The sequence below is a fragment of the Imtechella halotolerans genome (genome assembly GCF_028743515.2).
Lineage (GTDB): Bacteria > Bacteroidota > Bacteroidia > Flavobacteriales > Flavobacteriaceae > Imtechella > Imtechella halotolerans.
In genome coordinates this window covers 1,235,182-1,259,858 of record NZ_CP117969.2, presented here as the reverse complement: position 1 = coordinate 1,259,858, position 24,677 = coordinate 1,235,182, and the positions used below count along the sequence as shown (strand labels likewise).

21 protein-coding genes are annotated in these 24,677 nt (G+C 35.5%); 3 read left to right on the top strand and 18 right to left on the bottom strand.

The genetic code is table 11. From position 1 onward, the window contains the following. Nucleotides 1-867: a rhomboid family protein gene (locus PT603_RS05735; RefSeq protein WP_008241285.1), complete on the top strand. Its 867-nt coding sequence runs from the start codon at nt 1-3 to the stop codon at nt 865-867. A gap of 36 nt (nt 868-903) precedes the next feature. Continuing rightward, entirely contained in the window at nt 904-1,941 is a 1,038-nt protein-coding gene (locus PT603_RS05730) for an endonuclease/exonuclease/phosphatase family protein (RefSeq protein WP_008241284.1), read from the top strand. Here the strand turns inward: PT603_RS05730 and PT603_RS05725 are convergent. The 18 genes from PT603_RS05725 to PT603_RS05640 all read right to left on the bottom strand — a co-directional run bounded on the left by PT603_RS05725 (nt 1,918) and on the right by PT603_RS05640 (nt 21,447). Beyond that, nucleotides 1,918-2,238, bottom strand: a complete 321-nt coding sequence (locus PT603_RS05725) for a DUF6122 family protein (protein WP_008241283.1) — start codon at nt 2,236-2,238, stop codon at nt 1,918-1,920. The two genes, PT603_RS05730 and PT603_RS05725, sit on opposite strands and share 24 nt — an antisense overlap. Then, complete coding sequence (locus tag PT603_RS05720) at nt 2,235-2,858, bottom strand: WbqC family protein (protein WP_008241282.1); 624 nt, start codon at nt 2,856-2,858, stop codon at nt 2,235-2,237. The genes PT603_RS05725 and PT603_RS05720 overlap by 4 nt, the downstream gene beginning before the upstream one ends. A gap of 114 nt (nt 2,859-2,972) precedes the next feature. Then, complete coding sequence (gene lepB / locus PT603_RS05715; protein WP_008241281.1) at nt 2,973-4,523, bottom strand: signal peptidase I; 1,551 nt, start codon at nt 4,521-4,523, stop codon at nt 2,973-2,975. A 52-nt stretch (nt 4,524-4,575) separates the two neighbouring features. After that, a complete protein-coding gene (gene dapB, locus PT603_RS05710; protein ID WP_008241280.1) occupies nt 4,576-5,277 on the bottom strand; it encodes a 4-hydroxy-tetrahydrodipicolinate reductase in 702 nt (233 codons plus the stop codon). Between the two features lie 11 nt (nt 5,278-5,288). Then, complete coding sequence (locus PT603_RS05705) at nt 5,289-5,945, bottom strand: DUF5683 domain-containing protein (protein WP_008241279.1); 657 nt, start codon at nt 5,943-5,945, stop codon at nt 5,289-5,291. Beyond that, nucleotides 5,935-6,837, bottom strand: a complete 903-nt coding sequence (locus tag PT603_RS05700) for a ParB/RepB/Spo0J family partition protein (RefSeq protein WP_008241278.1) — start codon at nt 6,835-6,837, stop codon at nt 5,935-5,937. Before PT603_RS05700 ends, PT603_RS05705 begins: the two co-directional genes overlap by 11 nt. Continuing rightward, nucleotides 6,838-7,611 (bottom strand): ParA family protein, encoded by a 774-nt coding sequence (locus PT603_RS05695; protein ID WP_008241277.1) that lies wholly within the window; start codon nt 7,609-7,611, stop codon nt 6,838-6,840. Between the two features lie 116 nt (nt 7,612-7,727). Beyond that, nucleotides 7,728-8,609 (bottom strand): SDR family oxidoreductase, encoded by an 882-nt coding sequence (locus PT603_RS05690; protein ID WP_008241276.1) that lies wholly within the window; start codon nt 8,607-8,609, stop codon nt 7,728-7,730. A gap of 118 nt (nt 8,610-8,727) precedes the next feature. Beyond that, nucleotides 8,728-9,138, bottom strand: a complete 411-nt coding sequence (locus PT603_RS05685; RefSeq protein ID WP_008241274.1) for a response regulator — start codon at nt 9,136-9,138, stop codon at nt 8,728-8,730. Continuing rightward, a complete protein-coding gene (locus tag PT603_RS05680; RefSeq protein ID WP_008241266.1) occupies nt 9,135-10,151 on the bottom strand; it encodes a response regulator in 1,017 nt (338 codons plus the stop codon). Before PT603_RS05680 ends, PT603_RS05685 begins: the two co-directional genes overlap by 4 nt. A gap of 1 nt (nt 10,152) precedes the next feature. Next, nucleotides 10,153-10,587 carry a response regulator gene (locus tag PT603_RS05675; RefSeq protein WP_008241264.1) on the bottom strand — a complete coding sequence of 145 codons (435 nt, stop codon included), beginning with the start codon at nt 10,585-10,587 and terminating at the stop codon, nt 10,153-10,155. Between the two features lie 342 nt (nt 10,588-10,929). Further along, nucleotides 10,930-14,901, bottom strand: coding sequence for a PAS domain-containing protein (locus PT603_RS05670; protein WP_008241262.1), 3,972 nt, complete (start codon nt 14,899-14,901; stop codon nt 10,930-10,932). Nucleotides 14,902-15,225: 324 nt separating this feature from the next. Then, nucleotides 15,226-17,355 (bottom strand): methylmalonyl-CoA mutase, encoded by a 2,130-nt coding sequence (gene scpA / locus PT603_RS05665; RefSeq protein WP_008241260.1) that lies wholly within the window; start codon nt 17,353-17,355, stop codon nt 15,226-15,228. A 12-nt stretch (nt 17,356-17,367) separates the two neighbouring features. Then, nucleotides 17,368-18,720: a methylmalonyl-CoA mutase subunit beta gene (locus PT603_RS05660; RefSeq protein WP_008241258.1), complete on the bottom strand. Its 1,353-nt coding sequence runs from the start codon at nt 18,718-18,720 to the stop codon at nt 17,368-17,370. A gap of 208 nt (nt 18,721-18,928) precedes the next feature. Next, nucleotides 18,929-19,246, bottom strand: a complete 318-nt coding sequence (locus PT603_RS05655; RefSeq protein WP_008241255.1) for an FtsB family cell division protein — start codon at nt 19,244-19,246, stop codon at nt 18,929-18,931. Next, on the bottom strand, nt 19,246-19,854 hold the full coding sequence (gene udk, locus PT603_RS05650; protein ID WP_008241253.1) for a uridine kinase: 609 nt from the start codon (nt 19,852-19,854) through the stop codon (nt 19,246-19,248). Before udk ends, PT603_RS05655 begins: the two co-directional genes overlap by 1 nt. A 47-nt stretch (nt 19,855-19,901) precedes the next feature. Further along, complete coding sequence (locus tag PT603_RS05645; protein ID WP_008241251.1) at nt 19,902-20,306, bottom strand: c-type cytochrome; 405 nt, start codon at nt 20,304-20,306, stop codon at nt 19,902-19,904. Between the two features lie 10 nt (nt 20,307-20,316). Beyond that, a complete protein-coding gene (locus tag PT603_RS05640) occupies nt 20,317-21,447 on the bottom strand; it encodes a PQQ-dependent sugar dehydrogenase (protein WP_040488949.1) in 1,131 nt (376 codons plus the stop codon). 228 nt (nt 21,448-21,675) lie between these two features. On the opposite strand from PT603_RS05640, the gene PT603_RS05635 reads away from it, so the two are divergent. Continuing rightward, nucleotides 21,676-24,663 carry a CHAT domain-containing protein gene (locus PT603_RS05635; protein ID WP_008241247.1) on the top strand — a complete coding sequence of 996 codons (2,988 nt, stop codon included), beginning with the start codon at nt 21,676-21,678 and terminating at the stop codon, nt 24,661-24,663. The last annotated feature ends 14 nt before the right edge of the window (nt 24,664-24,677 follow it).

Below are 24,677 nucleotides of genomic sequence, written 5' to 3'. Positions count from 1 at the left end.
ATGAGTTTGGGAAAAGATTTACGGTATCGTTTTACCACATGGACTGCAGTTGAAAAAATCATTAGTATCACAGCTGTGGTTTTTGTGCTAGAAAATCTACTATTATTTTTGTTTCAATTACCTGAAGATTTTTTTAATCAATGGTTTGCCCTTCCCAAATTATTAAGTGAGTTAGTTGTAAAGCCATGGACGTTACTGACCTATGCATTTTTTCATGGCGGCCTAATGCACATATTCTGGAATATGTTGTTGCTCTATTTTGCAGGGCGGATGTTCTTAAATTTATTTGATGGCCGACGTTTTCTAAATGTGTATTTTTTAGGAGCTTTAGCCGGAGGATTTTTCTTTTTATTGTCCTATAATCTTTTTCCTGTATTTGTAGGCGTAAATTCAGTGCTGATTGGAGCATCTGCGGCCGTAATGGCTGTTCTGATTTTTATGTGTACCTACACTCCTTATCAAGAATTGCAATTTTTCTTTTTTAGGTTTAAATTATGGCATTTAGGAGTATTCTTGGTATTGTGGGATTTACTTCAATTACCCATGTCAAATCCTGGAGGACGTATTGCGCATCTAGGAGGGGCACTTTGGGGTTTTATTTATGCCAAACAGCTATTGGCTGGAAATGATATTGCTGCGTGGTTTTCAAATGTTATGGATTGGATCACGAACTTGTTTAAACCTAGAAGTAAAAGACCTTTTAAAAAGGTATATAAAAACACACCATCTCCCAAGTCTAATCCTGACCGTGAGAGACAGATGTATCAACAAAAAATAGATATTATACTTGATAAAATTAGTAAAAGTGGATATGAAAGCTTAAGTAAAGAAGAGAAGGACTTTTTATTCAGGTCTGGTAAAGAGTAAACTAAGTATCTTCCCCAAATCAGCCTAGGTATTGCTATGAAGAAGTTAAATTTATTTGATAAAGGGATTTATGTAATTAACAGTATTTTTGCCTGTTTATTACTTGTTTCCTATGCCCTTCCTTATGTCTTTCCGCGTAGTTTTCCTTCCGTATCAGTACTAAGTCTGTTAGTACCAGTGTTACTCATTATCAATGCAATGTTCTCACTATTTTGGCTGATCAGATTGAAAAAGCAGGTGTTTATGTCTGTAGTCGTTCTTTTAATCGGTTATAATCATCTTACTAACTTTTATAAATTTCCTCGTAAACAGGAAGCTTTAATGGAATCTTCTTTGTTAAGTGTGATGACTTACAATGTCCGACTTTTTAATGTGTATGATTGGAATCCAGATAAGCAGCTCGACGATAAAATGATTGCTTTTATTAAGGATAAAAGTCCAGATATTCTTGCAATACAAGAGTTTCATAAATTACAAGAGCGTAAATTGGATTTTTACCCTTTCCGTTATATTGGATACAAAACCGATAAAAATAAAATTGGACAAGCTATTTTTTCAAAATACCCGATATTGGCTACTGGTCAGCTTGATTTTCCTAAAACCGGAAATAATGGAATTTATGCCGATATATTGGTAGCTAAGGATACCGTTAGAGTCTATAATATGCATTTAGAAAGTTTGCATGTTAATCCAGAGGAGGAAGAGCTTTCTCAAGAAAACTCAATGAGGCTTATTGAACGAATTGGAAATCGTTTCGCATTGCAACAAACTCAAATGGAACTTTTTAGGCGTCATTGGGAGGGTACTAATTATAAGACAATTGTCTGTGGTGATTTGAATAATACAGCATTCTCTAATATCTATCTTAAGATAAAAGGGAAGAAGTTACAGGATACTTTTCAAGAAGCGGGTAGTGGTTTTGGTCGGACTTTTAATTTTCCCTATTTTCCTTTCAGAATTGATTTTATCTTGCCTGATACCTCATTTGAAGTAAAAACTCATGAGGTGTATCCGTTGGACTATTCGGATCATTTTCCGGTATTTTCCTCATTATCCTTGAAAGTGGATAAATAAGCAATCTACGCTATCTGCTAGAATATGCAGAAGAAGCGCCAAGCCAAAGATTCTTGTTTTCTTCCAACTAAATAACAGTAAATAGATAAGTATTGCAAAATACGTATGAAGAGGATGGAAATTTATACTGCATCTATTTGCGTCAAAAAGAGGGGTGGCCCACAGATGATCAATATCGATTATGATGCCTAGTAAAAGTATAATACTAACTTTTTTAAAATCTCCTCTATAAAACCAGAATGCAATAAGTATAGGTACGATAAAGTGAATTCCGTAATGGGCTAGAAACCGAATCATGGATGATGCTGTATTCGTTTACGAAGATAGGTTTCAGCGTTTGGGCCTTCATTAAATAGTAAGTCCAGAATACTTAGGTTTTCAATAAATCCGTATTTAGTACCAAATACTTGGGTATATGGTTCAAACCTCCAAGGTAGTTTATTTTTTGCACTTGATAGTACTCTGTAGTCTGTAACTTCTTGAGGCTGTGATTGATAATATTCTGTTTGTTGAGTAGGTATTTCTAATTGTAGGCATTCGCAAACAAGTTCAATAGTTTCTATATTTAAATCATATAAAAAGTTATGAATCGTATGAAAAAGTGGTGCAAATTCATCTTCATAATATTCGAAGTAAGGAGAAGTTCTATATGCAGATTGTATGCTTTTCCAATGCTCCTTTTTCCAAGGGAAATCATTCTCTAATCGAATGTCTTTATAAAGTTGTCTTGTGCCGTCTTTGCTATGTTTTATAGGAATATTGAGCGCCAACTTTCCGTTAGCACCGTATATATAAGTTCGATTTCTCAGGGTTTGCTTTTGAAAATTATCACTTGCCTCCCAAATAGTTTCAGTAGTAGCAATGATGCTAAACTGAGCTATAGAAGGGAAATAAGTGGGATGTAGTAAGGTTTTCATCCGAATCTGGTTTTGTGACAAAAATAATGAAATCGTATTTGGTATACGAAAGAAAAGTGCTGCCATTTTAGGCAGCACCACTATGATATTACTATTTATAATTATGGTATGTGATTACTTATTTTTCTTTTTTCTAATAAAGGTACTATACCCAAACCATAGACCTAAGGCGATTAAGAAATAAGTAAAGTAGGAAACTGGTTCTCCTTGACCACCTACAGTAGTAAATAAACGTTTCCAGCGTATTTTATTGAATCCTGAAGCATTTTGGTCAACACTCATCCATATAAATACTGGTTTACCAACCACGTGATCAAAGGGAACAAATCCCCAATAACGGCTATCTTCTGAATTGTGACGATTGTCTCCCATCATCCAGTAGTAATCTTTTTTGAATGTGTAAGAGGTAGCTGCTTTGTCATTTATGTAAATAGTTCCATCTTTTAATTCCAGTTTGTTGCCTTCGTATGTTTCAATAATTCGTCTGTACAGTGGAAGATTAGTTATTGAAAGTGGGGTAGAAGCACCAGCCTTTGGAATAAAAATAGGGCCGTAATTGTCTTCATTCCATGGCATTTGTGCGCTGTGTGGGAAAATGGTTGGGTTATAATTACCCTTTGGCTCAATTCGACGTTCGACAGAAGCAATATTGGGGTTATTTTTAAGGGTGTTTGCTACTTCTTCTGTTAGAGAGCTAAAAATGTATACATTAGGTTGTACTTGACCAAAACCATCGGTGACATCAAACCGTTCATACATATAATCGGCAGGAAGTTGTACCCCCTTGGTTTGAACAATATACGAATACTGTGGTTTTGCTCTATCCGGTAGTGTAGTCTGTTGACCATTAATATAGATATATCCGTTACGAATTTCTAGGGAGTCCCCTGGAATACCAACACCTCGTTTTACATAGTTGGATTTCTTATCTATAGGTTTATCTATATGAATATTGGATTGATCTCTGAAAAATCGCACTGTATCGGTCGGCCAATTGAATACTACAATATCATTTCGTTTAATTTTTTGTAATGCCGGTAATCTAAAATAAGGAAGTTGAGGCTTGTTTAAATAAGATTTAGTTCCTATTACGGGTATAGAATCATGAACCATCGGCATAGAGATAGGTGTCATCGGGGTACGAACTCCATAGTGAAATTTACTTACAAAAAGAAAGTCTCCAACAAGTAAGGTCTTTTCCAGGGATGAAGTAGGGATTACAAAGGGTTGCATAAAGTAGGTGTGCACAAATGAAGCTGCCACCACTGCAAAAAGAACAGCACTAGTCCAGGCGGTAATTGATTTACGAATGGTCTCGTTATCTTTTCCAACATACTGTGGTTTTGCTACATAATGTATGTATAATATAAAGATACCAAGTGAAAGTACTGCAAACGCTGTATGACGTTTTTTGCGATATCCAAAAACATGTAGCCATTCATACAACATGACAATGGCCATAATATTACCAATTACAGGAAGGATAAGTAATAGTACCCACCACCAAGGTCGTTCAATTATTTTAAGAAATATAATTTGACCATAAATAGGGATAAAAGCTTCCCATGCTTTTCTATTTGCTTGAACAAATCCATTCCAAAAAAATATACCATTTAGTAATCCTGAGAAAAGGAGAATGCCAATAAAAGTATAGAGTACATCCATATGCTGTGAATTTTCAGTTATCAGTAGGTTAGCCTACACTATTGTTACTATATTAACCTAGGTTTAACACGTCTTTCATGCTGAATACACCTTGTTTTCCAAGTATCCATTCAGCAGCTATAACAGCTCCCAATGCAAAGCCTTGACGGCTGTGGGCAACATGTTCTATTTTTATGAAGTCCACATCACTGTCATACGTTATGCTATGTGTGCCAGGAACATGTTCAATTCGCTTGGCATCGATAGGTATTTCATCTTGATTAGGGCTATCTAATGTCCATGCTTTTTTAGAGGTATTTGCAATAATCCCTTCAGCCAATGTAATAGCTGTGCCACTTGGCGCATCTAATTTTTGAGTATGATGAATTTCTTCCATACTCACATTATATTGTGTAAGGTTGTTCATCATTTTAGCCAAAAACGCATTAAGTTCAAAAAATACGTTGACCCCAACACTATAATTTGATGCATACATAAATGCACCTTTCTTTTCATTACATAGCGCTACAGCCTTGCTATAATCCTGAAGCCATCCAGTGGTGCCGCTAACTACCGGTATATTATTTTCAAGGCAAAGAGAAATATGATCATATGCTTTGTCCGGAATGCTGAAATCAATAGCGACATCTGCTTGCGTTATTGGGATTTCAGTGCTGAATTGATCTATTTTTAGCACAATTTCATGTCCTCGTTCAAGGGCGATAGCTTCAATGGCTTGGCCCATTTTTCCATATCCTAATAGTGCAATTTTCATTTTATAGGGAATCAAAAATTTAAATTTAAAGATAGTCCGTAGTTCATACGGTAGTCCAAATCGTTTGGACGTATATAAGGTTGCAACGAAAGGTTATCGTTAACATTGTATTGTTTAAGATGGGCGTCTACATTGGCATCAATTATATTTAAAACATATAATCCCACAGTAACTAGTAATGAAAGATCTTTGTTTCGCTGATAAAACTTTTGAGCTTCACGTAATGATTGATCGCTAACTCTGGGTGTAGTGAGTTGATTGCCTTCAGAATCTAAATAAAATTCGTCATCGGTAAAACCCGCTAAACGACGTTTGTAAATACCTCGGTATCGATCGTATTCTTTTTTATTCCAATCATAAAAATAAATACCTGAACCTATAGCTCCATAAACTATAGGAACTTTCCAATAACGCTTGTTATATACTTGACCCAAACCTGGCACTAAGGCAGAATAAAAGGCGGCCTTTGATGGCGAAAGTGGATCAATTTCTCTAGACGTTCTAGCGCGCATTAATCGGCGTTCTCTTCTGGTGAGTGTATCTATTATATTAGTTTCTTTAGAAACAAGGGTACTGTCTATAGAAGCCTTTACTGTTGAAGTACTTTGACTATAACTAGTAAGACTAATCCATACCAAAAGCAGTGCAGCACCATATTTATTTATCACTACCAATGAGTTTTTGAATACGTTTGAAATCTTCTTCAGAGTGGAACGGAATGACCAATGTTCCCTTTCCATTTTTAGCTACTTTAACGCTAACCTTGGTTGAAAGGTATTCCCTAAAGTTTTCTACACCTTCTTCAATGTAAGCAGGTACAGCACTTGAATTTTTTTCCTTGCTAGATCCAGTAGGTTCTTGTAATTTTCTAACCAGTGCTTCCGTATCACGAACAGAAAGATTTCCTGCAATTATACGCTCGTAAATTTCTAACTGTTGTTCTTTGTCTTCAATATTGATAATAGCTCGACCGTGACCCATACTTATAAAGCCATCACGCATTCCCGTTTGGATTATAGGATCAAGTTTTAATAAACGAAGATAATTAGCAATGGTAGAGCGTTTTTTACCTACACGCTCACTCATTTGCTCCTGGGTAAGGTTTATTTCGTCAATAAGACGCTGATAGGAAAGGGCGATTTCAATAGGATCAAGATCTTGACGTTGGATATTTTCGACCAAGGCCATTTCTAACGATTCTTGATCGTTTGCAATACGGATATAGGCAGGGACAGCAGTAAGACCTGCTAATCGAGAAGCTCTGAATCGGCGTTCTCCAGAAACAAGTTGATACTTGTTAAAGTCAATCTTGCGAACAGTAATAGGTTGAATTACACCTAATTCTCTGATTGAAGTAGCAAGCTCGGTAAGAGTTTCTTCATTAAAGTTGGTTCGTGGCTGAAACGGATTCACCTCTATGGAGTCCAATTCTAATTCAACGATGTTCCCTAATAATTTGTCAGCATTTTTGTCAGACGCCGATTTAATATCGTTTTCCGGGTCTTTCAATAAAGCTGATAATCCTCTACCTAATGCTTGTTTTTTTACTGCTTTTGCCATTTATACCTTTTCCTTATTTTTTTTAATGATTTCGTGTGCTAAGTGAATGTAATTTACAGCTCCTTTACTTGTGGCATCATAATTAATGATGGTCTCACCAAAACTAGGTGCTTCACTTAAACGGACATTACGTTGAATGATCGTCTCAAAAACCATATCACTAAAGTGCTTTTGAACTTCTTCTACTACTTGATTTGAAAGTCGCAGACGTGCATCATACATCGTAAGTAAGAGACCTTCGATATCCAATTGTGGATTGTGAATTTTTTGAACACTTTTTATCGTATTAAGTAATTTACCCAATCCTTCTAAAGCAAAATATTCACATTGAATAGGAATGATCACAGAATCTGCAGCAGTTAGCGCATTAAGAGTAAGTAATCCAAGAGATGGTGCACAGTCAATCAAAATATAATCGTATTCATCCTTAAGAGAATGAATTATTTTTTTCAACATGTATTCTCTCTCATCTTTGTCAACCAATTCAATTTCAATGGCCACAAGATCAATGTGGGCAGGAATAAGATCTAGGTTTGGAGAGGAAGTCTCCATAATGGCTTCTTTGGCCTCAATAGTATGCTCAAGTAATTGGTAAGTTCCAATTTCAATACTTTCTACATCAATTCCTAAACCCGAGGTTGCATTGGCTTGGGGATCGGCATCAATCAATAAGACTTTTTTTTCCAAAACGCCTAAAGATGCCGCTAGATTAACAGAGGTGGTGGTTTTTCCAACTCCTCCTTTTTGGTTGGCGATAGCAATAATTTTGCCCATGAATGTTTTAGATTTAGAGTGGTAAAAATACAATTATTTGCGGGTTTTGAAAACGATTTTTGTTAACAAAACGACCGCAATTAAATATATTGATTTTCAAGATGTTTACTGGCTTATTATTTTTTAGAATTACTTTTTATCATAGCCTCCAACATATCCCACATGGATTCAGGGATGGCTTCCAATAAATTAAATTGTCCAGCTCCTTTAAGCCATTCGCCTCCATCTAAAGTGATAACTTCTCCATTGAGATACGCCCCAAAGTCTGAAACCATATAGGCAGCAAGATTTGCTAATTCTTGATGATCTCCAACTCTTTTGAGAGGTACTTTTTTGGCCAAGTCAAATTTCTCCTTAAGGTCTCCCGGAAGTAATCGGTCCCATGCTCCTTTAGTAGGGAATGGTCCAGGTGCTATAGCATTAAATCGCATTCCATATTTGGCCCATTCTACAGCCAAACTACGCGTCATTGCTAATACACCCGCCTTGGCAGTAGCAGAAGGGACTACATAAGCAGAACCGGTCCAGGCATACGTAGTAACAATATTAAGGACATTTACATTAGTTTGCTTTGCGTCAATCCAATGTTTGCCAAATGCTAGGGTACAATTTTTTGTTCCTTTTAATACAATGTCTATAATGGTATCAAAGGCATTTGAAGACAGTCTTTCCGTAGGAGATATAAAATTTCCAGCTGCATTGTTAAGAAGTATGTCAACTTTTCCATAGGTTTCAAGGACTTTTTGAAGCATCGTTTCTACTTGATCATAGTGACGTACATCACAAGCAACCGCTAGACATTGACCACCTGTTTCTAAAGACAGTTCTTTGGCTGTGCCTTCTAATTTTTCCAAATTACGTGAAGTAATGGCCACTTGGGCACCAAGCTCTAAAAAGTATCGAGTCATTGATTTTCCTAGTCCGCTACCTCCTCCTGTAACTACAATGGTTTTGCCCTGCAAGGCATTATCGCGTAGCATTTTATCAGTATAGCTCATATTGTGGTATTTACGTTGAAAATAGTTGTGAAATATGCCATTTACACTTGGCACTATGTATGTAAAAATACCGTTTATTTTGCAATACAGAAAATATTTGTAAGTAAGCTTGGTGTTTTTATTCGGTGATGGGAAAGAAACCTACCAGCTGCGGTAATTCTTTTAATTTTACGAGTGTTTCAACCGTGATAGGTTTTGACAAATATTGTAAAACATATGGATTTTGATCTGCACGGGCAATGTCAACCTGATCAGTAGAAGAGGATACCACGCATACAAATGTGTTTTGAGGTTTGGCAAATGACCTTAGCGCTTCAAGAAATTCCCATCCATTAAGTGTTGGCATATTGATATCAATAAGAATGACATATGCCTTTTGAAGACTGTAATCTTGAATTAAAAAATCCAAGGCCTTTATACTCTCAACAAAGATCTTTGGGGTAGGATGAAATTTGCTCCGATCAATGATTTTTTTTGAAATCAATAAAAAAATTTCATCATCATCGATTACAATGGTTTCTAAAATCATGATTCTGAATTTAAAGTTATGTTGATTCCTTGCGTCTTATCAACTATTTTCTTAATTATAGTATCAAGTTCATCCGCCGCATTGGCTAAATAATTGAGGTATTCTTCTTTTTCTTCATTCGTTATCATATCTTCTTGGAAGAGATTTAAAATCCCCATTATTCGAGATAAAGGGGCCCGCACCTCATGTGATTGTGACCAAGCAATTTGGCGTAATTTTGCATTTTGTTTTTCAATGGCTTTTATATGGGCTAATCTTTCTGTAATGTCATTGGCTAAAACCATTACAGCATTACAATTGTTAAACTCCAGATAATTGCATTGAAGTTCAACATCAATGATTGTGTTGTTTTTCTTACAGTGCAAAAATTGTCCTCCTGAAAAAGACTCATTTTCAATTTGTTTGATAATTTCTTCACAATCAGGAATGTCTCCTTCTGGATGTATTTCATCAATGGTCATTGATAAAAATTCTTCGTAGGTATAGCCATAATGTTTAATGGCTGAATCATTAACATCCATAAATTGCAAAGTCTTTGCATTAAATACCCACATCGGAAGTGGACTTAGGTGAAATAAATCAGAATATCTCTGTTCCGATTCTTTTAGACGTCCTATAGCCTTATTTCGCTCTATAGTGTACACGATAGACTTATATAGAGTTGTGGCGTTTAGCTCATCTTTTAGAAGGTAATCTGAAATACCTAAAGCCAGTGCTTTTATAGCAAAATTTGCATCTGTATAGCCTGTGAGTATAATAATAGGGATGTTTTTGGTCAGGGGAAGTATGGCACTTATTAGCTCTTCTCCATTTTTATCTGGAAGCGATAAGTCAAGTAAAATAACTTCTGGAATGTATCCACTGCTAAGGTACTCCGATACTTGATTGAAACTATGCTTTTGAATGATTTCAGGGGTAAGTATCATTTCTTCCAAATACTCCTTAACAAGGAAAAAGTCCCCAGAGTTATCTTCAACAACTAGAATATTATATGCTTTTTTATCCTTTTGCATGTCATTTCTTTTTGGAAGGAAGGGTCACAATGCTCAGCCAAAAATGCTCAATAGTTGCTATGGCATCCAAGAAGTTTATAACATCTACCGGTTTAGTTATATAGCAATTGGCATGGTGTTTATACGAAAGTGATATGTCTCGTTCGGAGGATGAAGTTGTTAGCATTATTATAGGAATATGCTTAACAGCCTCGTGTTCTTTTATGATATGAAGGACCTCATGTCCGCTTTTATAAGGCAGGTTAATGTCTAATAAAATGAGATCCGGTTCAATAACATTATGGTAGATTCCTTTTTTGAAGACATAGTCCAGCGCATCTTTTCCCGTTCGAACTATATCTATCTTATTTAGGATTTTACTGTCTTCAAGGGCTTCTGTAGTCAATAAGATATCGCCTTCATTGTCTTCGACCAGTAGGATGTTTGCGGTTTTCATATGGTTGATTTTGGGTACTACATCTTAACCATAAGTCCCTAGTTCGATTATCAATGATCCATACAAAAGAACACCTCCCTCACTGCATTTGGAATATTGGTAACCCTAAAACTTTATTGCCACAAGGGACTTACTATCTTTTAGGCTCAATAAGGGGGGCTATATTGACTAAAAGGAACCAGACATCCTATTTGTAATTATATTTGAATCCAGTGTAAAGATTAGTGTTGAATTACGTGTAATAGTATGTGTGGCTTTATTACAAATATAAACTTTCTTTTAATACAATTCATGTAATAGTTAGATTATTAAGTGTTTAAACATAGTTGTTAAGTGATTTTATTATTTTGGAATAGAAAAAGAAAAGGCACTTCCATCTCCAAAGGTGGACTTAACTGAAATATTTCCACCCATATTGGAAATGATTTTTTTGGCAAGTGCTAGGCCCATTCCTGTACCTTTATGGCTTTCAATGTTTTCTAGACGTTGGAAGATTATGAATATTTTATCATGATATTCAGGATCTATTCCTACACCATTATCTTTAATGGTAAACTCCCAAAATCTTTTTGTTTCACTAAAGCTTACTTTAATCACTGGTGGTACTCCTGGTTTGTGATACTTTAATGCATTTTCAATAAGATTTTGAAGGATTTGTCTAATAGGGGTTCTTTTGTTTTTTATTGTTGGCAAGTGTTGAGACTTTATAGTCGCATGGGATTCTTCAATACGTTTACGCTGCAGTAATTGAATTTCATCAAGAAGTTCATTCATGTCGATTTCTTCCATTTCATCTTGAGTTTTCCCAACACGAGAATAGTCTAGGAGATCCAGTATTATATTTCGCATGCGCTTGGCTCCATCGACAGCAAAATGGATGTATTGATGTGCTTTTTCATCTAGGGAATCGCTGTACTTTTTTTCTAGTTGGGTTAGGAAGCTTGTAACCATGCGCAAGGGTTCTTGCAGATCATGTGAAGCGACATATGCAAATTGTTCTAATTCCGCATTAGAAGTAGCTAATTCTTGGGCATGAGCCTTTAAGCGTTTGTTTAGTTTTCTTAAGGATTCTTCTTGCTTTTTTCTCGGAGTAATGTCCGCCACCGCGCCAACCATTCGGGTAGCTTGACCATTGGATTTTCTTATGATTAATCCTCGATCAATTACATAAGCCGTTTCCCCACATTCTTTTATAATTCGATACTCCTTTTCCCAGTGGGTGGCTTTTGGATTCGTTATTATTTCTTCTATACTTTTTAGAACTACTGCGACATCCTTGGCATGTATTTTATCTTTCCAAAATTCAGAATAGCTACTTTGAGAATGAGTATTGTACCCAAATAGGGTTTGAAAACTTTGACTTCTGTGAAGACTGTCCATTTCTACGTCCCAATCCCAAACGGCATCTTGAGTAGCTTCAGTTACTTTTTCAAATCGTTCATTCGCCTCTTTAAGAGCTTTTTCACTTTCTTTTCGTTCAGTAATGTCTTTGAAGTAAACCGAAACTCCTGTATCTAGCGGGTAAATATTTGCTTCAACCCAAATTGATAAAGGGCGAATATAGGCTTCGTATCTGTACGAGGCACCATCATAGAGAGAAGCTGCAATTTCCCTAAAGAACTTTTCACCAAAAATTTCAGGAAATAGCTCTGTGAAATCTTTATTTATAATGTCTTCCTTGGGGATGCCAGTTATGATTTCCGCAGAGGTATTCCAATAGGTGATTTCCCATTCTTGGTTTAATGTAAAAAAACCATCTCCTATGCTTTCAAGAACAGTGTTTTTCTCATTGAATGCTTTTTCTAATGCGAATCTAGCCTTTTGTTTTTGTATGGCAGAAGCTAAATTCGAGGTTATGCTTTTAAGAAAGGCGATGTCCCATTCTGTCCAATCACGTTCTTGCAAGCAATTGTCAAATCCCACAAAACCGTAAAAATAACCTTCTACTTCCACGGGAAGTACTAAAATTGAAACAACATCCTGAGATATCAATATGCGTTTATATGCTCCTTTTGGTAGTTCTTTCACATTGGCGACACAAATTTTATCATGGATCAATGGGTCGAATAATTCTGGAAATTGCAAGGAATCCATATGTTGCATTTTTGGATTATCTATTTCAGGAGATACAATTCCATTAGTCCACTCATATTTTTGACTGCTAAAAAGCTTACCGGCGACAGAATCATGATAGTTTTCAAAATAATACACCCTATCTACCTTTAAAGCTTTACCCGTAAGTTCAAATACCTCTTCAAGGGCTGTAAACCAATTATCGTGAAACACAAAGCAACTTACTACTTGAGATATTACTGACAGATAGTTGTTTTTTCTATCCAGTTCAAGCTCTGCTATTTTTTTGTCTGTGTCGTCCACTATTATAGAATCCCAACGTACGCTACCATCAGGCATTTGTTTAGGATTTCCAATTCCTTTATGATATCGTACGCTTCCGTCAGGTTTTATATATTTCCATTGATATTGCCATTGTTTAAAGCTGGTAGCCGAATCAATAATGGATTGTTTTAGTCCATCAATATCTCCTCCCTTAGCAATACCTTTCCATACGGTAGAGGAATCATTCATACATTCATCTGGAGTAAGGCCCCAAATCTCATAAGCTCCTTCACTTACATAATTAAGGCTATCAGATCCATCTGTATTGTAGTGATATTGAAAAATCACACCTGGGACATTATCGGATATACTTTTTAGACGTAAGGCAGTTTCTTTATGATCACTTATATCTTGAAAACTTCCAAATAATCTAAGGCAGGTGCCGTCATTGGCGAATTCAGCCTGCCCGATTGCTCTTATCCACTTTTCATTACCTAATGCAGTTATTATAGGCATTTCAAAATCAAATGGGTCGCCATTACTAAGGGTGTTATTAACGATATCATTCACGTTGTTCCTAACGTCTTCTCTATAAAAATCTATAGCAGTTTTCAAATTGGGTTGAAAATCCATAGAAACTTCATGGATTTCTTTGGTTATAGGAGACCAATAATGAATTTTGTTAATAAAATCTATTTCCCAACCACCAATGCGGGCCATATTAGAAACTCTATTGAGTAAGTCTTGTAATTCTTTTTTATCTGTAATATCTCTACCATATGCAAATACATAACCAGCTTCTGCAAAAGCAGTAGAAGAACTCCATGAAATCCATTTGTAATGACCACTCTTAGTTCTGTATCTATTTACAAAATTGGTGGCTTTTCGGTCTCCAGTAATAGTTTCTTCGTATTCCTTGGAAGTGTCTTTAAGATCGTTCGGATGTATGAATGTGATAAAAGGAGTAGAGGTAAGTTCCTTTTCTGTATACCCTAGAAGGTCGCAAAAAGCGGGATTAACCTTTTTAAAGTAGCCATCAGGCCCTGCCACAGCCATAATATCAGGAGCACTATTAAAAAAAGAATGTAACTCTTTTTCTTGCAATCGTCTTTTGATTTCAGCGCCAAGAAATTGTTTTAGAGAATCAAATATGGTTTGATTATCATTTAGCCAGGTTGGTCCTTGATCGGTCCCTAAAACAAGAACACCAATTACAGTTTCGCCATGAATAAGGGGGAGTCCAAAAATGGTATCAATACTAGTTCCTTGGATCCCCTTATATCTTTCACCTTTCTCTTTCATGGAATTAATATCCCATAATTGAGTGCTTTTTTCCTTCCAGACAATACCGGGAAGTCCTTTCCCTTTTTTAAAGTATTTGATAGCACCAGAAATAGTATAGAATTTCCGGTTCGTTTTATTGGAAGGACCACGAGTATGTAAAAAGATTTCATTTTTATACTCGCTTACTAGCCAAACTTCACTTAGGATAAAATTACCATATTGGGAAATGTAGGCCAAGACTTCATGGAGAGCTTTTGAAAGTGATACATCATTTTTCATGAGATGAATAACTTCATGATGTAATGACTTTTGTAACTCTTTAATTCTTTCCGGTGAATAGTCCTTCAGCATACCCATTAATCGGGTTGGATTTCCCTTTTCGTCTTTTACTAAAAATCCAGATTCCTCAATGAATGCATAGGAATTGTCTTGTTTTTTTACACGGTATTTACACGTATAATGTGATTTAAAGTCATCTAGAATAATAGAATTAAATCGATTTGAAATTATTTCCAAATCCTCCGGATGTATAAGATTTTTAATTTGTTCGGAAGTGGTTTCTAAGTATTGACCTGAGTGGCCTAAAGCTTTTAAAAGTTGAGGATTGAGTATGGTGTGTTTGGCACATTCAATATCTATTTCCCAAAAGAGGCCTTCTAATGCTGGGGTTATACTCTCGTGTTTTATAATCATTGTGCCTTTGGTTTTAGTTCAACAAATGACTGTAAATCAATGTTTAGTACATTCTTTATCGAGCCGAGATAGTAGTTAAATGTATGAAAAAAATTATAATAAAGAAAATGCGTATAAATTGGTAGGAAAAAGTACCATGTTGGAGTTAAAAAAATAATTTAATCTAGTGGATTAGCTATACCAGACCTTATTTGAGCTGGTATAGGTATTTTGAAGTATAAAAAAGGGACTATTTTGGGAGTTTGTTAATGCACTAATCTTTAGTGTGGTATAAAAAAGAGGTGTCAATAAAACACCTCTTTCTACGATAGGGTTATAATTAGCTTATTCTTCTAAAAGAATGTTTAATAAACTAATGGCTGCTTCGCTTATTTTAGTTCCTGGACCAAAGACTGCGACTGCACCAGCATCAAACAGAAATTGATAATCTTGTTGGGGTATGACCCCGCCAACAATGACCATGATATCCTCTCGGCCATGTTTTTTTAACTCTGAAATTACCTCTGGAACTAATGTTTTGTGTCCGGCAGCCAGCGAAGATACACCAAGGATATGTACATCATTTTCAACTGCTTGTTTTGCCGCTTCCGCTGGTGTTTGGAAAAGAGGGCCGATATCCACATCAAATCCTACATCCGCATAACCTGTGGCAACTACCTTGGCACCACGATCGTGTCCATCTTGTCCCATTTTGGCAATCATAATACGCGGTCTTCGCCCTTCCAGTTCAGCAAAACGATTGGCTAATACTCGAGCTTTTTCAAAAGTTTCATCGTTGTTTATTTCCTTGCTATACACGCCACTAAAAGATTGAATGGTTGCTTTATATCTGCCAAAAACTTGTTCTAAAGCACTGCTTATTTCACCTAGGGTGGCACGTTCTCTGGCAGCTTCAATTGCTAAAGCTACTAAATTTTCAGTTCCTGAAGTAGCTGCATCAGTTAGTTTCTGTAATGCTATTTTTACGTTGGCTTTATTTCTATTGGCTTTAAGAGTTTGCAATCTTTCTATTTGCTGTCGTCGTACTTCTTGATTGTCTACTTCAAGTATATGAAGGGGGTCTTCCTTTTCTAGTCGGAAACGGTTAACACCCACAATGACATCTTGGCCACTATCGATTCGTGCTTGTTTACGGGCTGCAGCCTCTTCAATTCGTAATTTGGGTATACCTGCTTCAATAGCTTTAGTCATGCCTCCTAAGGCTTCAACTTCTTCAATCAGAGTCCATGCCTTTTCAACGATGTCATGAGTAAGCTTTTCTACATAGTAACTGCCTGCCCATGGGTCAACCGTTTGAGTTATTCCTGTTTCTTTTTGTAAGTGCAATTGAGTATTTCTTGCAATTCGTGCAGAAAAGTCGGTGGGAAGAGCAATTGCCTCATCTAAAGCGTTGGTGTGTAAACTTTGAGTTCCACCAAAAGCAGCAGCAGCAGCTTCAATACTGGTTCGTGCCACATTGTTGAATGGGTCTTGTTCTGTTAAACTCCATCCACTGGTTTGACAGTGGGTACGTAATGCAAGAGACTTTTCATTCTTTGGATTGAATTGCTTTACCAATTTAGCCCACAACATTCGTGCAGCTCTCATTTTGGCAATCTCCATAAAATGGTTCATACCTATAGCCCAAAAGAAAGAAAGACGAGGCGCAAATGTATCTATGTCCATTCCTGCTGCAAGACCAGTCCGTATGTATTCTAAACCATCAGCTAAGGTATAAGCAAGCTCAATGTCAGCAGTAGCACCTGCTTCTTGCATATGATACCCTGAAATACTTATACTATTAAATTTTGGCATTTTTTTGCTGGTAAATTCAAAAATATCAGCAATAATTTTCATGGATGGAGTAGGAGGATAAATGTAGGTATTACGCACCATGAACTCCTTTAGTATATCATTTTGGATTGTTCCTGCTAATTTGTCAGGACTGACTCCTTGTTCTTCGGCCGCTACTATATAAAATGCCATAATTGGGAGTACTGCTCCATTCATGGTCATGGATACGGACATTTCTCCTAATGGGATTTGGTCGAAGAGTATTTTCATATCTTCTACACTATCTATTGCGACTCCTGCTTTTCCGACGTCGCCAATTACGCGTTGGTGGTCAGAATCATATCCTCTATGTGTTGCTAAATCAAATGCAACGGAGAGCCCTTTTTGACCGGCTGCTAAATTTCGTCTATAGAACGCATTACTTTCTTCTGCCGTAGAAAATCCTGCGTATTGACGAATGGTCCATGGTTTTTGAACATACATAGTACTGTAAGGACCTCTAAGGAAAGGTGGTATTCCTGCAGCAAAATTTACATGAGAGGCACCGGTAAGCATATCTGGATGGTTAACAGAGTCCACTTGGATTCCTTCAGCTGTTGTGAAGCTAGAAGGAATGATACTATTAGTTTTGATTATTTCTTCCTTGGGAAGGATAATATGTTGAATGTTTTTTCGACTCATCTTTCAAACGAATTATTCTGTTGCTAGGCGTTCTTGCTCCATTATTTCAGATAAACGACGCTCAATAATAGGCTCAATAAGTGTTTTACGTTTATCAGTTTTTACAAAAGGATACAACTCCAAGGAATCTTTCATTCGATCCTGAGGGTTTGGGTATTGATTAGTTCCAATGAGGATTTGTCTTCCAGTATTGAAATCTTCCTGAGAAGCCCTTGCACTTTCTTTTGTTTTGCGTTGAATGGTATGTTCTTTTAACTGTGTTAAGAATCCTCCACCGTTCTCAATGGATTTAAATAATTCTAAAGCTTTTGAGGCTAGTTGATCCGTAAGTGATTCGATATAATAGGCCCCATCGGCTGGATTTTCAACTTTATCAAAATAACTTTCGTGTTTAAGTATAAGCAGTTGGTTTCGTGCAATTCTGTCTGAAAACTCGTTGTATTTGTGATAAATGGAATCATAAGGGAGATTACTTACGTAGTTTGCGCCTCCTAAGATTGCACTCATACATTCTGTAGTTGAACGCAAAAGGTTTACATTGTAATCATATAAGGTTTTATTTCGTATACCAGGTTGGGCTAAAATAATACACTCCCTAGAATTGGTGTATTCATTAGCCAGGGCTTGCCACACTATTCTGAGGGCACGTAATTTAGCAATTTCCATAAAGTAGTTAGGACCTATTGCTACTTGGAAAGTAAATGTGTGTTTTCCTGAACTTAGTGCAAGATACTCATGAGCGTGTGCAATAGCATAGGCTATTTCTTGTACAGCTGTAGCTCCCGCATTGTGATAGAGAGAAGCATCAATAGAAATTCCTGAATTTAAATGTAATTGTTTTGATAGTATATCTCTAACAATTTCTAAATCGGAATTTTTATTTTGGTACCAATTACCACTTCTAGCCAGTTTTGAAATCGGATCATTAAGTACTATTACAGATGCACTGTGCCTGCTCGCAAATTGATCTAACTTTTGAAGATAGTCAAGAGACAAAAATTGTGGGTTTACAATAATTGGAGCATTTGCTTCCGACAGAGAAGCTTCAAATTCATCCAATAAAATGGATTCCGAAGGAATTGTTACAAGTATACTTTCGGCTCCTCGTTGCAATGAATCAGTAATTTTTTTACTAGCAGCGCTTTCCTTTGCTACATACACAGGTTGGGTAATATGCCATCTTGAAGGCATTAAAGGAGTGTTTTCAGGATAATCTTCTTTCGTATAAAACGGTTTGATGTCTATCCCTTCAGGGGTTTTATGCAGTAAGGTAGTATATTCTGCCCCCTTAAGATCGTATTGAATTTTCAGTTTCCATTGTTTAGGAGAAACTTCAGGAAATTCATGAAATAATGATTCGTCCATAAAAGCATAGTTCTTCTGTTTCAAAATTCGTAAAAATTACAGAAATGAAGGCTAATTCAATGAGAATTTATTGGTGTATTGAATGAATTTATAAGGATTTTATAGAATTTATTGGCATTGCCCTATTTGAGGCAGGTACATGTAATGCTTCATTCTATAAAACTAAGGGACTTTTCAAAGAATAAAAAAATCTACGTAATGAAGTTGTTTACTTTTCTGTTGAATCGTATTCAATAAGATATATTTCTTCATTTTCCTTTTTTAAGTAATAGGCTTCTCGGCCAAACTTTTCAATTCCCTCTAGTGTATTTAGCTTTTCTATTTGCTGTTTATCTTCATTTATTTCTTGAAGTAAATGTTGACGTTGTTTTTCCAATTTTTTAATTTCTTTGGATAATTCTCTGTGAGTAAGCCATGAATTGGTATCAAAAAACAACATCCAAATAACAAAGAAGCTGAGAATCAGCACGTAGATATTGCTGAAGATTTTAAACCATTTATTGCGGATGAGTTCTTTGAAATTCATTAAACAAGCCTATTATGAATGATAGTGCGTACAATATCAACGGCAACTGTATTGTATTTGTTGTTTGGAATAATAATATCAGCAAATTCTTTTGTAGGCTCAATGAACTGATCGTGCATTGGTTTTAGAGTTGTCTGGTATCGATTAAGAACTTCATCAATATCTCGACCTCTTTCGTTTATATCCCTACGTATGCGACGTATCAGTCGTTCATCTGTATCGGCATGTACAAATATTTTGATATCAAACATGTCTCGGATATCGGGATGTGTGAGAATTAGAATACCCTCTACAATCATTACTTTACGTGGATGTGTATGAATGGTATCTTTAGTTCTATTGTGTTTTACAAATGAATACACTGGCTGCTCAATAGTATTTCCCTTGCGAAGCTCTTGTAAATGTGTAGCAAGTAAGTCAAAGTCAATGGCACGCGGATGGTCAAAATTGATACGGGTTCTCTCTTCATAAGAAAGGTGAGAGGTATCGTTATAGTATGAATCTTGGGAAATTACTCCCACTTCATCTTCTGGTAATTCATTAATAATTTGATTAACTACTGTGGTTTTACCACAACCAGTTCCCCCTGCAATTCCAATGATAAGCATGTGTATTGTTTTTTGGCAAATGTACTAATATTGCTTAAAAGGATTGATTATCGTTTTATTTTTGTCACTTCTTCTACAGTGACTATTTTACCTCCTTTATTTCCCCAAGAGTTCAATATATAATTCATTACATCTGCTACTTCTTCATCAGAAAGTCCTTGAGAAGCCATATTGCCATTATAGGTGACTCCATTAACTACAATCTCTCCCTTAAGACCATACTTAATTGCCTTGATACTCTCAACTCTCTTGTTTAATAAGAAATCTGATTGTGCAAGTGGAGGAAATGCGCCTTGGACTCCTTGTCCGTTTCCTTGATGACAAGTAATACAAAAATCAGCATACACTACAGCCCCTCTTGCAACACTTTGTTGAAGTTCATTATCTTGTTTAAGAGCACAGAATACTGTAATTAGAACAATACTATATCCTAGAATTATAAATTTTACCATGAATTATAGATTACTTTTTAGGAACTAATTTGACTATCCCGGTTCCTTCAATTGCCACGTAAATATAACCATCCGGACCTTGTACTACATTGCGAACTCGACCAATGTCAACAAGTAATTTTTCACGAGATACAACCTTATTATCTTTAATTTCTAGTCTTTCCAAATACTGAAATGATAAGGAGCCTACAAGCAAACTTCCTTTCCATTGAGGGTATACAGAACTCGTCACAAATGCCATTCCACTTGGTGCAATTGACGGTACCCAATAGTAGAGAGGCTGTTCCATTCCTTCCATTTCAGTGACATCGGTTATAGGTGTCCCACTATAATTAATACCATAGGTGATTATAGGCCATCCATAATTTTTACCCTTCTTTATTATATTGATTTCATCTCCTCCTTTAGGGCCGTGTTCATGTGTCCAAATAGCCCCTGTTTCTGGATGTTTAATCATGCCTTGTGGATTACGATGGCCATAACTATACACCGCTTTTTTTGCATCAGATGTATTAAAAAATGGGTTGTCCACAGGAATTTGACCGTCATCATGTAATCTATATATTTTTCCCCCATCTCTACTAAGGTCTTGTGGATTAAGATCATGGTCACCACGATCGCCAATCGAAAAATAAAGATACCCGTCATTATCAAAGGTTATACGAGATCCGAAATGAACTCCTTTCGTTGTATTGGGAGTCGCCTTGTATAAGAGTTCATGTGAAACTAGGGTATTGTTATCTATTTTAGCACGCATTAGAGCGGTATTTCCTCCGCTTCCTTGACCATCTGCAAGTGCATAGGTTAAATAAATCCAACCGTTGTCTTTATAGTTTGGATGAAGAGCTATATCTAGAAGACCACCTTGACCTCTAAGATACACCTCAGGAACCCCTTTAATTATAGTCTTGGAATTGTTTTTAACATGGATAAGGTTGCCTTCTTTTTCTGTGACTAGAAGACTACCATCTGGTAAAAATGCCATTCCCCAGGGGATATTTAATCCCTCAACAACAGGTTGTAGGTCAAAAGAATTCTCTAAAGGTGTATGCAGAATTGGTCCTTGTTCTTTTTGTTGAGCACACGACACAAGGGTGAAGCTCATTGTAAACATAATGACCATTAATTGTATTAGTTTCATATCCGATATTTTATGGAAAAATACTAAAATTAATTTGCTTTTAAAATACATAATAGATTTAAGCATGCTGCGACCTTTTTTGTGATTTTAAAGTAAATCCTTAAGACCATGAATATAGCTGTTAATTGTTAAAGTGTATATCGGTAAGATTAATATTACGCTAATATGGTAAAAAAAGGATTAATTATAAAAGCTGTATATTTCGGATTTGTAAGAAAATTTTAATTAATGAATACACATATTAAGTTCTTTTTACCATTTTTTTTGTTTAGTGCTCTTACCGTTTTAGGAAATGATAATACTTCTTTATCTCTAATACAAGCTGATAGTCTAATTCAAGTTAAGAATTACGAATTGGCTCATGCTAAATGGAAGGAAATAATTGAAACAATTTCAGAAAGTAATCCAAATTATAGTTTTTATCAAAGTAAACTTTCTTTTTGTAATGCTAAACTTGCACAAGCTAGTAGTGAATATATAGAGGCCATTACTAATTATGAAAGAGTACTGTCTTTGGTTGAAGGTTATAAGCAGAAGGATAAGATCATCCCTTATTTGGTAGATGTTTATAATGGCCTTTATCACTGTTTAGCCTACTCCGGTCAATGGCAGAAGTCCTTGGAGGTAGGTAATGAGGGTTTAGCATTGCTAAATTCAGAAATTGATATGGTAACTCGGGCAAATTATATTTATGACTTGGGATATATTAATGATAGACTGAGCAAGTTTCATGACGCAATTAAACTTTACAATCAATCAATTGAGTATTATTTAGAGTCTAATTCTGACAAGAATTTTGATATAGGGTTGGCTTATAATAATTTAGGTACCTCTTATAATAAGATTGGATTTTTTACTGGAAGATTAAAAAGTCTCGAAATGGCAAAGGAGTATTGGGAAAAGACCGAGAGTGTGTCGCCTAGCTATCTCTTAACCATTTATGGGAATCTTATTAAGCTTTACATGGAATACGGAGATGTCCATAAAGTAACTGAACTGTACAATTCAATAGAAAAGATTTCAACTCGATTAACGTTACCAAATGAGAAAAGTAGCCTTTTTAGGTTAAGGGTAATTTATGACACCTTTACAAATCGTTCCTGGCAAGTAGAGAAAAGACTAAATGAATTTAGTAACTATTTTAAACTTCTTCCTGAAAAGGATAAAAATACTAATGTTCATCATTATTTAGCATCCTTAACTAACGTTGGAGATTATTTTATCACTCAAAAGGAATCCACCAAGGCTAAAATCTATTTAGAAAAATCTTTAAGATTATCAAAAGATTATAATCAGCCTTATTATTCGATGAATGCTTATAGTTCAATGTCAAAAATTTTTATGGAAAGCGAAAATTATGATATAGCCATTCATTATTTAGATAAAGCAAAAGGAATACATGAGGTCGTCAATATTGGTGAAGTTAATTTGACAAACATTCTTATAAAAAAGGCGAATCTTGAAATCAAACAAGGTTCTGTGGATAAAGCTAATTTAACTCTTTTTGAAGCCCTTTCGATCCTAGCAAATGATACGATTACTAGCCCCATTCAAATCACAGTTGATGATTTCAAAAATCGCAATAGTTCATTCTTTATCTTGGCTATAAAGAGTGCTGCAGAGTTTTATAAAGAAAAGTATACAAGAACAAAGAAAAATGAAGATGTAAGGTTTGCAAACTATTTATATGAGTTAAGTGCTCGAGTTTTTTCAAACTATTATCAGAATGGGGAGTATAATCCATCTTTAAATGAGTTGAATAAATCTATTAATGAAGGCCTTCTTGAAACCTTGGTATTTCAAAAGAAAGGTTTGTCCGAGGAAATATTGAGATTAATAGAATCTAATAACTCTCAGGTACTGCGTAATGAATTTGAAAAGAAACAACTAAAGTATCTTAATAATTCGGAAGATATTATTCTGAGAAGAAATCTTTTACAGTTAGAACTAGAGGAACTTAAAAAAGACTCTCTTGTGCAAGAAATTGCGAATATTGAGAAACAACTTAATGTATTAGATGCTGAAATAGTTTCAAAAGATCCAATGTATTTTTCCTTTTTAAAAGAGGAAGTGTCTATTCAAAAAATTAGACATAACATAAAGGCAAATGATATTATTATTAAATACGTATTAGGGTCCAACAGGGTGTATGTAATATTAATTTCGAAGAAAAATGTATCGTTGTATGACCTTACTGATACTAAATCATTAAAAAATGATGTTACTGAATTGTATAAACTTCTACAAGATCCAAGAAAAAGTACAGATATCTTATCTAAAAAGGTTTATCAGCATTTATTGGCACCCTTACAAAAGGAGTTGAGCCAATACACCAATTTAACAATCATTCCAGATGAATTTTTATACTATTTGCCCTTTGAGACACTTAGTTCAGGTAATGCTCTAGTTTTAGAGACACACCGCACCAATTATAGTTATTCTTTAGCTTTATGGCTTTTGCTAAACAAGACTGTAGAAAAATCATCATTGGATAAGAAAATGTTAGTAGCGTTTGCTCCTGAGTATGATGGAACTCCAATACAAAGTTCAAATAGTAGGAATGGTAGATTCGACAAAATTGACGGAGCTACCAAAGAAGCAAAACAAATTGTAGGCTTATTTAATGGAGATTTATATGAAAAAAATGAAGCTTCAGTTGAAAATTTTATCAAAACCACAGGTTTGTATAAGGTATATCATTTGGCCATGCATGCTTTATTAGATACCGAGAATGATGCTGAGTCAAGTTTGGTTTTTCAAAATAATCATATGTTTGGTTTAAAAACCTTGTATAAATTACATTTTCCAGCGGAATTAGTTGTTTTAAGTGCTTGTAGTACAGGAGTTGGGATGTTTGTGGCTGGTGAGGGCTTGTTAAGTTTATCTAGAGCCCTGGCCTTTTCCGGAGTACGTTCCAGTGTATATAGTTTATGGGATGTTCCAGATGAAGAAACTTCTGAGCTTATGGTATCCTTTTATAAATTTTTGGATGATGGGAAAGATAAAGATGAAGCTTTGAAAATGGCTAAACTTGATTTTATTAAGAACAATCCTCTTAAAAGTCATCCTTATTATTGGGCAGGTTTTGTTATCAATGGGGATATTAATCCGATCAGTGAAATGAGCTTCCCTAATTTTTGGAAATATGGAGCTTTTATACTCATAATTACGGGTATCATCATTGGTTTTTACAAAAGGAAAAGCAATATAAAATAGCTTGAAAATATACT

Coding starts and splice junctions, on each gene's coding strand:
- PT603_RS05735 (WP_008241285.1), top strand. CDS start 1: ATGAGTTTGGGAAAAGATTTACGGTATCGTTTTACCACATGGACTGCA.
- PT603_RS05730 (WP_008241284.1), top strand. CDS start 904: ATGAAGAAGTTAAATTTATTTGATAAAGGGATTTATGTAATTAACAGT.
- PT603_RS05725 (WP_008241283.1), bottom strand. CDS start 2,238: ATGATTCGGTTTCTAGCCCATTACGGAATTCACTTTATCGTACCTATA.
- PT603_RS05720 (WP_008241282.1), bottom strand. CDS start 2,858: ATGAAAACCTTACTACATCCCACTTATTTCCCTTCTATAGCTCAGTTT.
- lepB (WP_008241281.1), bottom strand. CDS start 4,523: ATGGATGTACTCTATACTTTTATTGGCATTCTCCTTTTCTCAGGATTA.
- dapB (WP_008241280.1), bottom strand. CDS start 5,277: ATGAAAATTGCACTATTAGGATATGGAAAAATGGGCCAAGCCATTGAA.
- PT603_RS05700 (WP_008241278.1), bottom strand. CDS start 6,837: ATGGCAAAAGCAGTAAAAAAACAAGCATTAGGTAGAGGATTATCAGCT.
- PT603_RS05695 (WP_008241277.1), bottom strand. CDS start 7,611: ATGGGCAAAATTATTGCTATCGCCAACCAAAAAGGAGGAGTTGGAAAA.
- PT603_RS05690 (WP_008241276.1), bottom strand. CDS start 8,609: ATGAGCTATACTGATAAAATGCTACGCGATAATGCCTTGCAGGGCAAA.
- PT603_RS05685 (WP_008241274.1), bottom strand. CDS start 9,138: ATGATTTTAGAAACCATTGTAATCGATGATGATGAAATTTTTTTATTG.
- PT603_RS05680 (WP_008241266.1), bottom strand. CDS start 10,151: ATGCAAAAGGATAAAAAAGCATATAATATTCTAGTTGTTGAAGATAAC.
- PT603_RS05675 (WP_008241264.1), bottom strand. CDS start 10,587: ATGAAAACCGCAAACATCCTACTGGTCGAAGACAATGAAGGCGATATC.
- PT603_RS05670 (WP_008241262.1), bottom strand. CDS start 14,901: ATGATTATAAAACACGAGAGTATAACCCCAGCATTAGAAGGCCTCTTT.
- scpA (WP_008241260.1), bottom strand. CDS start 17,355: ATGAGTCGAAAAAACATTCAACATATTATCCTTCCCAAGGAAGAAATA.
- PT603_RS05660 (WP_008241258.1), bottom strand. CDS start 18,720: ATGGACGAATCATTATTTCATGAATTTCCTGAAGTTTCTCCTAAACAA.
- PT603_RS05655 (WP_008241255.1), bottom strand. CDS start 19,246: ATGAATTTCAAAGAACTCATCCGCAATAAATGGTTTAAAATCTTCAGC.
- udk (WP_008241253.1), bottom strand. CDS start 19,854: ATGCTTATCATTGGAATTGCAGGGGGAACTGGTTGTGGTAAAACCACA.
- PT603_RS05645 (WP_008241251.1), bottom strand. CDS start 20,306: ATGGTAAAATTTATAATTCTAGGATATAGTATTGTTCTAATTACAGTA.
- PT603_RS05640 (WP_040488949.1), bottom strand. CDS start 21,447: ATGAAACTAATACAATTAATGGTCATTATGTTTACAATGAGCTTCACC.
- PT603_RS05635 (WP_008241247.1), top strand. CDS start 21,676: ATGAATACACATATTAAGTTCTTTTTACCATTTTTTTTGTTTAGTGCT.